The sequence below is a fragment of the Ruegeria aquimaris genome (assembly GCF_025751555.1).
GTDB lineage: Bacteria > Pseudomonadota > Alphaproteobacteria > Rhodobacterales > Rhodobacteraceae > Ruegeria_B > Ruegeria_B aquimaris.
In genome coordinates, this window is record NZ_JAOWLB010000013.1 from 17,219 (window position 1) to 29,323 (window position 12,105).

11 protein-coding genes are annotated in these 12,105 nt (G+C 63.6%); 2 read left to right on the forward strand and 9 right to left on the reverse strand.

Features of this window, described 5'->3' with window-relative positions; all coding sequences use genetic code 11:
• Nucleotides 1–84 precede the first annotated feature (84 nt).
• Nucleotides 85–1,491 (reverse strand): glutamate--tRNA ligase, encoded by a 1,407-nt coding sequence (gene gltX / locus OE747_RS16350; protein WP_263829624.1) that lies wholly within the window; start codon nt 1,489–1,491, stop codon nt 85–87.
• A 79-nt stretch (nt 1,492–1,570) separates the two neighbouring features.
• On the opposite strand from gltX, the gene OE747_RS16355 reads away from it, so the two are divergent.
• A complete protein-coding gene (locus OE747_RS16355; protein WP_263829625.1) occupies nt 1,571–3,601 on the forward strand; it encodes a ComEC/Rec2 family competence protein in 2,031 nt (676 codons plus the stop codon).
• Here the strand turns inward: OE747_RS16355 and lexA are convergent.
• The 6 genes from lexA to OE747_RS16385 all read right to left on the reverse strand — a co-directional run bounded on the left by lexA (nt 3,595) and on the right by OE747_RS16385 (nt 8,410).
• Complete coding sequence (gene lexA / locus OE747_RS16360) at nt 3,595–4,287, reverse strand: transcriptional repressor LexA (protein WP_263829626.1); 693 nt, start codon at nt 4,285–4,287, stop codon at nt 3,595–3,597. The two genes, OE747_RS16355 and lexA, sit on opposite strands and share 7 nt — an antisense overlap.
• 77 nt (nt 4,288–4,364) lie before the next feature.
• Complete coding sequence (locus OE747_RS16365) at nt 4,365–5,534, reverse strand: molybdopterin molybdotransferase MoeA (protein ID WP_263829627.1); 1,170 nt, start codon at nt 5,532–5,534, stop codon at nt 4,365–4,367.
• The gene (gene moaC / locus OE747_RS16370; protein WP_263829628.1) at nt 5,531–6,004 is read right to left on the reverse strand and encodes a cyclic pyranopterin monophosphate synthase MoaC; all 474 of its coding nucleotides are present in this window, start codon (nt 6,002–6,004) and stop codon (nt 5,531–5,533) included. Before moaC ends, OE747_RS16365 begins: the two co-directional genes overlap by 4 nt.
• Nucleotides 6,004–6,816 carry an indole-3-glycerol phosphate synthase TrpC gene (gene trpC, locus OE747_RS16375; RefSeq protein ID WP_263829629.1) on the reverse strand — a complete coding sequence of 271 codons (813 nt, stop codon included), beginning with the start codon at nt 6,814–6,816 and terminating at the stop codon, nt 6,004–6,006. The genes moaC and trpC overlap by 1 nt, the downstream gene beginning before the upstream one ends.
• Nucleotides 6,813–7,832, reverse strand: coding sequence for an anthranilate phosphoribosyltransferase (trpD, locus tag OE747_RS16380; protein WP_263829630.1), 1,020 nt, complete (start codon nt 7,830–7,832; stop codon nt 6,813–6,815). Before trpD ends, trpC begins: the two co-directional genes overlap by 4 nt.
• Nucleotides 7,829–8,410, reverse strand: coding sequence for an anthranilate synthase component II (locus tag OE747_RS16385; RefSeq protein WP_263829631.1), 582 nt, complete (start codon nt 8,408–8,410; stop codon nt 7,829–7,831). The genes trpD and OE747_RS16385 overlap by 4 nt, the downstream gene beginning before the upstream one ends.
• Before the next feature lie 405 nt (nt 8,411–8,815).
• On the opposite strand from OE747_RS16385, the gene OE747_RS16390 reads away from it, so the two are divergent.
• Complete coding sequence (locus OE747_RS16390; RefSeq protein ID WP_263829632.1) at nt 8,816–10,006, forward strand: divergent polysaccharide deacetylase family protein; 1,191 nt, start codon at nt 8,816–8,818, stop codon at nt 10,004–10,006.
• 57 nt (nt 10,007–10,063) lie between these two features.
• Here the strand turns inward: OE747_RS16390 and OE747_RS16395 are convergent, their stop codons facing one another.
• Nucleotides 10,064–10,588 carry a HutD/Ves family protein gene (locus OE747_RS16395; RefSeq protein WP_263829633.1) on the reverse strand — a complete coding sequence of 175 codons (525 nt, stop codon included), beginning with the start codon at nt 10,586–10,588 and terminating at the stop codon, nt 10,064–10,066.
• Nucleotides 10,588–12,099, reverse strand: a complete 1,512-nt coding sequence (gene trpE, locus OE747_RS16400) for an anthranilate synthase component I (RefSeq protein ID WP_263829634.1) — start codon at nt 12,097–12,099, stop codon at nt 10,588–10,590. The genes OE747_RS16395 and trpE overlap by 1 nt, the downstream gene beginning before the upstream one ends.
• Nucleotides 12,100–12,105 lie beyond the last annotated feature (6 nt).

The following is a 12,105-nucleotide window of genomic DNA, read 5'->3' on the forward strand; positions in this document are numbered from 1 at the left end:
CTTGCGCGCATCCCATGCGGGCGTGTCCGCACGCGCGCGTGCAGACCCGGGTCTTAACCGCGTGAGATTACCCGATCGCAAAGATCAGGCAGCCTCGGCCGCGTCCTGGATGCGGGCCAGACTTTCGTCGCGTCCCAGAACCAGCATCATGTCAAAAACCGAAGGCGTCGTCGAACGTCCCGCAAGTGCTGCCCTCAAGGGGCCGGCAAGCTTGCCAAACTTGGTTCCATGTGCCTCGGCAAACGCGTTCAAAGCATCTTCCAGACTATCTCGCGACCAGCTAGCATTTTGCAAGTGCGGCGTCAATTCTTTCAGTATACCGTCGGATACAGACGCCAGTGCAGCGGCAGCTTTCTCGTCCGGTCGGATCGGGCGGGATGACAAGACAAAAGCCGCTTTTTCAACAAGTTCCGGAAAAGTGCGGGCCCGCTCCTTGAGGCAATACATCGCACGTTCGAGATCACCGGATTGTGTCGCGCTGAGCGCGGGCAGCCCAGCCGCCGCCAGATAGGCCTCAAGCTCTTGCCGCAGTGCAGCATCATCCGAGATCGCGATATGCTGACCGCACAGATTCTCGAGTTTTTTCAGATCGAAGCGCGCGGGCGATTTGCCGATTCCGTCCAGGTCAAACCACTCCCGCGCCTGCGCATCGGTGAAGAATTCATCGTCGCCATGGCTCCAGCCCAGCCGCGCCAGATAGTTGCGCATTCCGGCAGCGGGATAGCCCATGGCCTGATATTCCTGCGCCCCCAGTGCGCCATGACGCTTGGACAGCTTCTTGCCGTCGGGTCCATGGATCAGCGGGATATGGGCCCAGACCGGCACGTCCCAGCCCATCGCCTGGTATATCATCATCTGACGGGCGGCGTTGTTGAGGTGGTCGTCGCCCCGGATCACATGGGTCACCCCCATGTCGTGGTCGTCGACCACCACCGCCAGCATATAGACCGGCGTCCCGTCCGAGCGCAGCAGCACCATGTCGTCAAGCTGGTCGTTGCGGATGGTCACGTCGCCCTGAACCCGGTCGTGGATCACGGTTTCCCCGCCCTGGGGCGCCTTGATGCGGATGACATACGGCGCGTCCGGATGGGTCGACGGATCGGCATCGCGCCAGGGGCTGCGGAACAGGGTCGAGCGTTTCTCGGCCTGCGCTGCATCGCGAAAGGCCTGAATTTCTTCCTGTGTTGAAAAGCACTTATAGGCTTTGCCCTGGGCCAGCAGTTCGCGTGCCACTTCGGCATGCCGGGGCGCGCGCTCGAACTGGCTGAACACCTCGCCGTCATGGTCGAGACCCAGCCAGTTCAACCCTTGCAGGATGGCAGCCGTGGCCTCGGGCGTGGAGCGCGCCCGGTCGGTATCCTCGATCCTGAGCAGGAATTTACCGCCGCGTCCCCGGGCATAGAGCCAGTTGAACAGGGCGGTGCGCGCACCGCCGATATGGAGATACCCGGTGGGCGAGGGTGCAAATCGGGTGACGACCTGATCCGGCATATGAGCAATTTACCTTTTGGTAACCGTGAGAAATTAGGGTTTGACGTCTGTCTAACGAGCCGTGCGATCAGGAGCAAGCATGCGCGTTCTGGCCAAGATCGAACGCGGACTGCTGGAACAGAGGGGGCACTTGTTTCCCTGGGTTCCGGTCTTTCTGGGCATTGGGATCGGTTTGTATTTCCTGCCGTCGCAGGAACCGGGCCTTGCCGCTCTTGGGGCGATCGGCTTTGGTACACTTTTCCTGTCGGTCCTGACCAAACGGTTTTCCGGTGCCTGGTCACCCTTGCTCTGGGCACTTGTCCTGTCCGGCTCAGGTTTCTTGCTGGCGGCTGCACGCGCCCATTATGTTGCGGCTCCGGTGCTTGACTGGCGATATTACGGCCCGGTCGAAGGTCGGGTCATCGCGCTGGACCGGTCCGCCTCGGACCGGTTGCGGGTCACATTGGATCAGGTCCGTATGGACAGGATCGCAGGCGATCAGATACCGGCTCAGGTTCGGATTTCATTGTCCGACGATAGCGTGAAGATGCCTCCGGGCGGGCGTGTCATGGCAATGGCGCATCTGGCGCCGCCGCAGGGTCCGGTCGAGCCCGGTGGTTTCGATTTCCGGCGTCATGCCTGGTTTCAGACTTTGGGGGCAATCGGCTACACGCGGACACCTGTTTTGGTCTCGGCTGCCGCGGATACCGGCGCATTCCGGCTGCGCCTGCTTGCTGTCCGGATGGCGGCCTCGGACCGGATTCGTGACCATTTGCCGGGCGATGTCGGCGGCTTTGCCGCTGCTGTGACCACGGGCGATCGCAGCGGCGTCAGCCAATCCGCCCTGGTGGCGCTTCGGGCGAGCAACCTGGCGCATCTGCTGGCGATCTCGGGATTGCACATGGGGCTTCTGGCAGGGTTCGTGTTTTCCGCTTTGCGGGTTTGCCTGTCTCTGGTTCCGTCGCTCGCGTTGCGCCTGCCGGTACGCAAGTTCGCCGCTGTCGGAGCCTTGCTGGTCGCGGCAGGGTATCTGGCGCTGTCGGGTGGCAATGTGGCGACACAGCGGGCCTTTGTCATGGTCGCGGTCATGCTGGGGGCGATCCTGCTCGACCGGCGTGCTTTGTCCTTGCGGGCGGTGGCCGCTGCGGCGGTCTGCGTGCTGCTGCTGCGTCCCGAGGCGCTGCTTGGCCCGGGGTTCCAGATGAGTTTCGCTGCGACAGTGGCGCTCGTTGCGGTCTTTGGTTGGATCAGGGACGCCGAAATCAGCCCGGGACCAAGATGGGCGCAACCGCTGATCGGCCTGGTCGTGTCGTCAGCCGTGGCGGGGTTTGCCACGGCGCCCGTCGCTGCTGCCCATTTCAATACCATTGCCCATTTCGGGCTGCTGGCAAATCTTCTGTCAGTCCCGCTTATGGGCCTGCTGATCATTCCGGCGGCGGTATTGGCACTGGTGCTGTTCCCGCTCTCGCTCGATTGGATCGGGCTCGAGCTCATGGGGCTGGGGCTATCCTGGATCCTTGGCGTGGCACATTGGGTCGCCGCACTCGACGACGCCCTGGGTTTTGTGGCGCGACCAGAGGCAGAGGTACTGCCACTGCTGGCGCTCGGTGGGCTGTGGATCGTGCTGTGGCGCGGTTGGCTACGGTTGGCTGGTGTGCCGGTCGTTGCGCTGTCGCTGGTGCTGTGGTCCCTCGTAGAGCGGCCCGAAATTCTGGTTGCCGACACCGGCGGGCTGGTCGGGATCATGACACCCGAGGGGCGAGCGCTGAGCAAGCCGCGCGGGTCCGGCTTCATCGCCGGGGTCTGGCTGGAAAATGACGGTGACGGGGCCGACCAACCCAGCGCCGCCGCGCGCTGGCCGGGTGAGGGCAATGTAAAGCGGTTACGAAGCGGGGCGGTCGAGATTGTACATGTGACGGGCAAACGCGGGGCGCAACATCTGACCGGATGTACCAAGACCGAGATCGTCATCTCCTCGGTTCCGCTGAACCTGAAAGGTCCGTGCACGGTGTTCGACCCGGTCAGCCTGTCGCGCACGGGCGCGGTCAGCCTGGGAGCCGACGGCAAGATCATCGCCGTCGCGGGGCAGAACCGCCGACTATGGTCGCCGGCACTCCAGCGGGATCAGTAGGTCCGGATCAACCCGACAAGACGGCCCTGAACGCTCACCTTGTCCTCGGGAAAGACGCGGGTCTCGTAGGCCGGATTAGCCGCCTCAAGCGCGATGGATCCACCTCGCTTGAAGAACCGTTTCAGCGTTGCTTCCTGTCCTTCGACAAGGGCCACGACGATGTCACCATTGTCGGCAACCGAGGTTTCGCGGATCACCACGACATCGCCATCGTTGATGCCGGCCTCGATCATTGAGTCGCCCTTGACCTCGAGCGCGTAATGCTCGCCGCGGCCGATCATGCTGCCGGGGACCGCAACCTGATGCGACACGTGGCTGATCGCCTCGATCGGAACACCGGCGGCAATTCGGCCCATGACGGGAAGCTCCACCACGTGGATGCCGACCGGCTCGGCATTCGCCGGGCGCGAATTGGGGCGGTCGCCGTCGACCACGCGGGGGGTGAAACCTGTTGTTGGTTCCCCGCCAAGGCTTTCGGGGAGTTTCACGATTTCAATCGCCCGGGCGCGGTGCGCCAGCCTGCGGATGAAACCCCGTTCCTCCAGCGCGGTAATCAACCGGTGGATGCCGGATTTCGACCGGAGATCCAGTGCCAGTTTCATTTCGTCGAAGCTGGGCGGAACCCCGTCCGCCTGCATCCGCTTGTGAATGAACTCCAGCAAATCCAGTTGCTTCTTGGTCAGCATGTCCCGCGCCCTTTGCCGTTGTGTTTACATTTGTTCTACGCATGTTCCTGTTTTGTGTCAACACGCGTATCAGCCCCTTACAACGGCAAGTAGAGTACCTGGGTTCCTTCGGCCAGGGCCGGGTCGTCGGGCGGGCGCATCAGCAGGGCGTTCGCCTGCGCTAGAATGGACAGGAGCGAGCTATCCTGATCGCCAAACACGGTGATCCGGCCATTCTCGACCAAGGCCCGCATGTAGTGTTCGCGCGGTCCGTTGGCCGATAGCGGCGCTGACAAGGTCGCCCGTTGAAACGAGACCTGCGGATTGAGGCCAAGCAGCTTGTGCAACATGGGCAACACGAAGATATGCCCGCAAACCATTGCAGAGACAGGGTTTCCCGGCAGTCCAACCATTGCCATTCCGTTCAGGCGTCCGGCCATCAGGGGTTTGCCCGGTCGCATACGCACCTTGTAGAAAGCGCGCTCCATGCCTAGGCCAGCGGTGACATCGCCGACCAGATCGTGGTCGCCGACCGACGCCCCGCCAATGGTGACGACCAGATCGGCACCCGTCGCAAGATCCAGAGCGGTGGCGAGCGATCCGCGCGTATCGCGCGCGACCGGCAACACGCGGACATGCGCGCCAGCCGCCTCGAACATCGCTTTCAGGCCGAAGGTGTTCGAGGCGATGATCTGATCGGGCCCAGGATCTTCGCCGGGCAGGACCAACTCGTCACCGGTCGAGATCAGGGCAACAACCGGTTTGCGGCGCACCGGAACCACCGGCGTATTCATCGCCGCCAGCAGCGCGATGTCTTCGGGGCGGAGCGTCCGGGGAGAAGAGATGGTCTGGCCAGCGCGGAAATCGGCCCCCACCGGGCGAATGTTGGACTTTTCTCCAGGGTGGTCCCGGATGGTGATCAGGTCACCCGTTCGCGTCACATCTTCCTGAATGACAACAAAATCCGCGCCCTCTGGAACCGGGGCGCCGGTAAAGATACGCACCGCCTGTCCAGCGCCGACCCGGCCGCTAAAGCGATGTCCGGCGGCGGCCTCTCCGATCACCTTGAACATCGCGTGGCGTTCCACCTCGGCGGATTTCAAGGCGTAGCCGTCCATCGACGAGGCGGCAAAAGGCGGCTGATCCCGGGTTGCGGCCACATCGGCCGCCAACACGCGCCGGGCCGCCTGTGCCAAGGGCACCTGTTCGGCATCCACCGGGGCGACCAGATCCAGCAGCAGTTGGCGCGCTTCTTCGACGGTGATCATGTCGCCTCATAACGTCCTGATTTTCCGCCATATTTAAGGGCCACGCGGATATCACCGATCCGCATCGCCTTGTCGACGGCCTTGACCATGTCATAGACCGTCAGCGCCGCGGTGGACACTGCTGTAAGTGCCTCCATCTCGACGCCGGTCTGGCCGGTGGTCTTGACCGTCGCTTCGATCTGAACACCAGGCAGGTCCGGATCGAGCGTCAGTTCAACGGCAACCTTGGTGATCGGGAGCGGATGGCAGAGCGGGATCAGATCAGGGGTCTTCTTGGCCCCCATGATACCGGCGAGACGCGCCACGCCCAGCACGTCGCCCTTTTTGGCACGGCCCTCGGAGATCAGATCGAATGTTGCCCGCGCCATCACCACATGACCGCGCGCAACCGCAACCCGATCCGTCACTGCCTTGTCCGAGACATCGACCATATGCGCGTCGCCCTTGGCGTCGAAATGGGTGAGCGTCATCACATCGCTCCGGGCATCAGCGGGTCCGTCAGCAGGGTGCGGGTCGCCTCGGCCACATTGTCCTGCCGCATCAGGCTTTCGCCGATCAGGAAACACCGCGCGCCATAGCGGGCCATATCGGCAAGATCGGCCCGGGTGTTCAACCCGCTTTCGCAGACGATGACCCGGTCGGGGGGTACGAGCTTTGACAGCCGACGGGTGGTGTCGAGCGACGTCTCAAAGGTTTTCAGGTTGCGGTTGTTGATGCCGATGAGCGGGCTCTTCAGCTGCTGTGCCCGTTCCAGTTCGGCCTCATCATGCACTTCGATCAGAACATCCATGTCCCAGTCGATGGCGGTCTGCTCCAGTTCGGCGGCCTGTGCATCCTCGACCGAGGCCATGATGATCAGGATGCAATCTGCGCCAAGCGCGCGTGCCTCGACAACTTGATAGGGATCGTACATGAAATCCTTGCGCAAAGCCGGAAGCGTGCAGGCCGCGCGGGCCGCTGTCAGGTATTTCTTGGCGCCCTGAAAACTGGGGGTGTCGGTGAGAACCGACAGGCATGTCGCGCCACCTTCGGCATAGGCGCGTGCCAGGGCGGGCGGATCGAAATCCGGACGGATCAGGCCTTTGGAGGGGCTGGCTTTCTTGATTTCGGCAATCAGGCCATAGCCGTCGCGTGTCGCGCGGATGAGTGCGCGCGCAAAGCCACGCACCGGCCCGACCTCTCGCGCATCCGCCTCAATCGCCGAAAGTGGCACGCGGGCTTTGTCGGCTGCGACTTCTTCCAGCTTGTAGGCTTTGATCTTGTCCAGAACAGTCTCGGTCATGCGGATTCCTGTGTAATGCGGGCAAGTGCTTCAACTTTGGCGCGGGCCTTGCCACTGTCGATGCTTTCGGCGGCCATGGCGACGCCTTCACGCAGGTCGGCGGCGGCGCCAGCGACCACCAGCGCGGCGGCGGCGTTAAGCAGCACCGCGTCGCGATAGGCCGAAGGCGCGCCATCCAGCAGGGCGCGAAACGCGGTGGCGTTTTCTTCGGGCGTGCCACCGATGATCGCCTCGAACGGATGCACCGGCAGCCCGGCATCCTCGGGGTGAAGCTCGACATCCTTGACCGTTCCGTCCTCCAGCGCGGCGACCCAGGTGATGCCGGTGATCGTCATCTCGTCGGTACCGTCCGAGCCGTGCACCAGCCAAGCGCGGTCAGAGCCCAGCAGTCCCAGTGTTTCGGCCATGGGGCGGATCAACGACCGGGTGAAGGCACCGGTCAATTGGCGTTTGACCCCGGCGGGGTTGGTGAGCGGCCCCAGGATGTTGAATATGGTGCGGGTTCCCAGCTCTGTCCGGGTCGGCATCACATGCGCGGTCGCCGGGTGGTGCATGGGCGCCATCATGAAGCCGATGCCAGCCTCTTTCAGCGCCTTTTCAACGGTTTTCGGGCCGACCATCACGTTGATTCCCATCTGCGATTGCAGATCGGCGGTGCCCGATTTCGAACTGAGGTTGCGGTTGCCGTGCTTGGCCACGACCACGCCTGCGCCAGCGGTCACAAAGGCGGTCGCGGTCGAGATGTTGAGTGTATTCTTGCCATCCCCGCCGGTGCCCACGATATCCATCGCCCCCTCGGGCGCGCGCACGGCGTTGCATTTGGCCCGCATCACGGCGGCTGCGGCTGCGAATTCATCGACGGTTTCGCCACGGGTACGCAGTGCCATCAGCAGGCCGCCGATCTGGCTGGGCGTCGCTTCGCCTTCGAATAGGATGGTAAAGGCCGCTTCGGCCTCGGCGCGGGTCAGCGGGCGGTCGGCGGCGGCCCCGATCAGCGGTTTCAGCGCGTCGCTCATGCTGGAACCTTCATCGTATCAAGGAAATTCTTCAGCAGCGCATGCCCGTGTTCCGAGGCGATGGATTCCGGATGGAACTGAACACCGTGGATCGGCAGGCTCTTGTGTTGCAGCCCCATGATGGTGCCGTCTTCCAACTCGGCGGTGATTTCCAGGCAGTCCGGCAGACTCTCGCGATCCACGACCAGGGAATGATACCGGGTCGCCTCGAAGGGCGAGGGGAGTCCGGCGAACAGGCCCTTGCCTGTATGGTGCATCTTGCCCATCTTGCCATGCACGATCTCATGGCAGCGCACCACCTTGCCGCCAAAGGCCTGACCGATGGTCTGGTGACCCAGGCAAACACCCATCAACGGTGTGCGCGTTTCAGCGGCAGCTTCGGTCAGGGCAAGGCAAATTCCGGCCTGATCGGGGTCGCAGGGACCCGGGCTCAGCAGGATGCCGGCGGGCCGCATGGCCATCGCTTCCTGCACGTTCAGGGCGTCATTGCGACGCACCTCGATCTCGGCGCCGAGTTCGCCCAGGTAATGCACGAGGTTGTATGTGAAACTGTCGTAGTTGTCGATCAAGAGCAGCATCTTGGGCCTTTTCCTGTCGGGCATTAGGGGCTGGTGGCGCAGGGCCCAGCCAAGCTATAGTGGTCGCGCCCCTACATGCTCAGGCTTGCGCGGCAGCGTCAAGGGCAGACGGGAGCAACAGGCAAAAAGTAGAAACAAGACCAATCAAAGAGGCTTGAGGAGATGGGCGGATATTTCGGAGGTATCCTAACGGGCGCGATCCTGGTAGCAATCGCGGGGGCGTGGCTGTCACTTGCAACCCCTTTGCCGAAACGTCCAGATGTCGCAAGCGACGCCCCGTCCGCGCAGAGCGGTGCGGCACTGTCCGAGACGGGAAACATCGCGGCACCCGGGCGTGATGCGGACCTGGTTGAATTGGCTCCCCGCCAACCGGATGTGAAGGAAGCGGGCGAAACGCCGGCCGCCTTGTCCGGAGCTGACACCCAACCGCCCGAGAAACCCGTTGTCGGCGCCGCCTCGGATGCGATCAGGGAACCGACCGAGGTGGCAGGTGCGGATGTCTCGGTGGACGGTGTCGAACCGGTTGCCCCGGCGCCTCTGGCCGAAGCGCCGCTTGCGCCGCAAGACAGCGCCGAGCCCACGATCAACACCGCCGCCCCGGCACAACCGGCATTGTCGACCACATCGGTTCCGGATCAGGCCACCGCACCCACCGTTCCGGACGCTTCGCCGGAGGTTGCTGCCAGTACCGATGCGCAACCGTCCAAGGACGAAGTCGCCGCCACGACCGCGCCGGAAAGGGATGTTGTTCCAACGCCTGATACCGAGGCCGCAGAGGCACCGGAAGCCGAGGAGGAGGAAGCCCCCCGGATCGCGGCCCTGCCGCAGATCGGTTCAGAGGCTTCGGCGCCCCGCGTTGGCACGCCTGTCATTCCGCTGACCGAGCGCGACAAGTCAGAGACGGCAGCTGAGGTACCCGAGGCCCGGCCCATCGACCTGTTCGCGGCGGAGTTCGACAACCCCGAAGACAAGCCATTGCTGTCGATCGTCCTGATCGACGACGCAGACGGGTTGGGCGGCGAAGCGCTTCGCGATTTTCCTTATCCGTTGAGTTACGCACTCGATCCGACAGATCCTGATGCGGCCGAGAAAATGCAGCGCTATCGGTCCGCTGGCGCCGAGGTTCTGATCATCGCCGATCTGGCCGCGACCTCCACCGCACAGGATGCCGAGGTGTCGATGTCTGTCTGGCTGGACCAGTTGCCCGAGACCGTGGGCATTCTGGAGGGGACCGAGTCCGGGATACAGGGCAACCGGGCGCTCTCGGATCAGGTCACCGCGATTGCGGCGGGAACCGGGCGAGGGCTGCTGACACAGGATAACGGGTTGAACACGGTCTACAAGCTGGCGGCCCGTGATGGTGTACCGGCAGCGGTAGTGTTCCGGGATTTCGACGGTGCCGGGCAATCACCGACGGTGATGCGCCGGTTCCTGGATCAGGCCGCGTTTCGCGCTGGTCAGGAAGGGGCTGTCGTCATGCTGGGTCGGGTCCGGCCGGACACCATTTCGGCGCTGCTGCTCTGGGGATTGCAGGATCGCGTGAGCCGGGTCGCCTTGGCGCCGATCTCTGCGGTCATGACACGCGGCGCGCAATAGGGGCCGCGCCCGCAGGGCGCGTTTCCTTCGGCGGAGGTACCTCAGAAAAGTCGATACTCAGGCGCGATCCGAGACGGAGATGCGGATGACCTCGCTCCCTTGGGCGAGGTCGAGTGCTGCGGCGCGCTCGAGTATCATCTGGCCAGCGGCCAGTGGTTCGCCCTGCATTGTCGCAGCGCCTGCAAGAACATAGATCGCCACTTCGGCTTGATCTGTCGGCAGGCTTTGTGCACCCGAATACACTTTGACCGAACCGCTCACCCGGTTCGGATCGAAGATCAGGTTCAAGTCCCGGACTGGCCCGTCAGGCAGACTGCCGGTGACGGGGGCATCGCCAGGGAACCCAAGCGGCTGACCCAAGCGCGCATAGCATATCCGCTGGTCGAAATGCAGCTCCATCCCAACGCCTTCGATCACCGTCAATACACGCTCAAGCCCGGAAAACACAGAGAAGGGGCCTTCGCTTGCGACATCAGCCAGGCTGAGGCGCCAGGTCGGTGGATCTCCGGCAATCTCGCGCGTCACACCGCCACCGTTCTTCCACGGAACGGGTGGTAGTTTCAGCGGATCAATTATCCGCATCAGCGGTTGCCGTTGCCGGTGAAGCGGGCCGCATCGGCCGCCGCGCGGCGGATGGCGTTCGACTTGTGCACGGTCTCCATGAACTCGGCTTCGGGATCGCTGTCATAAACCACGCCGCCACCGGCCTGGATATAAAGCTTGCGATCCTTGACGATGGCGGTGCGCAGCGCGATGCACATGTCCATGTCACCACCTGCGCTAAAATAGCCGACACCGCCGCCATAGATACCGCGTTTCTCGGGCTCCAACTCGTCGATGATCTGCATCGCGCGCACCTTGGGGGCGCCGCTGACCGTGCCGGCGGGCATGCCGGCAAAGAAGGCATCGAGCGCGTCCTTGTCCGGCGCCAGTTCGCCCACCACGTTCGACACGATATGCATCACGTGCGAATAGCGCTCGATGATGAATTTCTCGGTCGGGCGCACGCTGCCGATCCTGCTCACCCGGCCCGCATCATTGCGGCCAAGGTCGAGCAGCATCAGGTGTTCGGCCAGTTCCTTCTTATCGGCCAGAAGATCGGCTTCAAGCGCGCGATCCTCCTCGGGCGTGGCCCCGCGCGGTCGAGTTCCGGCGATCGGGCGAATGGTCACCTCTTGCCCGAACACACGCACCAGGATTTCGGGGCTGGCACCGACCACCTGAAAGCCGCCGAAGTTGAAATAGAACATGAAGGGCGAAGGGTTGGTGCGCCGCAGCGAGCGGTAAAGCGCGAAGGGCGGCAGCGGAAACTCCTGCGTCCAGCGCTGCGCCGGGACCACCTGGAAGATGTCGCCCGCGCGGATGTATTCCTTGGCCTTCTCCACCGCCGCCTTGTAGCCGTCCTTGGTAAAGTTCGACACCGGCGGCGCCACTTCATAGGCCTCGCCCAGGTCGCGGCTTTCCCCCGGCATGGCGCGTTCAAGATCGCGCACCGCATCCATCACCCGCTCGGCCGCCTGTGCGTAGGCCGCACGCGCCGATTGCCCGTCGCTGACCCAGGCCGGAGAGACGACGGTAACCTCGCCCTTGACGCCGTCGAGCACGGCAACAACCGACGGCCGCATCATCACCGCATCTGGCAGGCCCAGCGGGTCCGGGTTCACGTCGGGCAGATGTTCGACCAGCCGCACCATGTCATAGCCGAGATAGCCGAACAGCCCCGCTGATGCCTGAGGCATGTCCTCGGGCAGCGAAATGCGGCTTTCCGCCAGCAGCGCCCGCAGATTGGCCAGCGGATTACCGTCCTGTTCCGCAAAAGCCTCGGGATCGAACCGGGCCGACCGGTTGAGCGAGGATGTTTCGCCATGGCAACGCCAGATCAGGTCCGGCTTCATCCCGATGATCGAATAGCGCCCGCGCACTTCACCGCCGGTCACCGACTCGAGCATGAACGCGTCCTTCTGGGCGCCCGTCAGCTTGAGCATCAGCGACACGGGCGTGTCGAGATCAGCGGCAAGCCGGGTATGGACAATCTGGTTTTCTCCGGCCTCGTAGGCGCCGGCGAAGGTCTCGAAGTCGGGGGTAAGCGCCATGTTGCG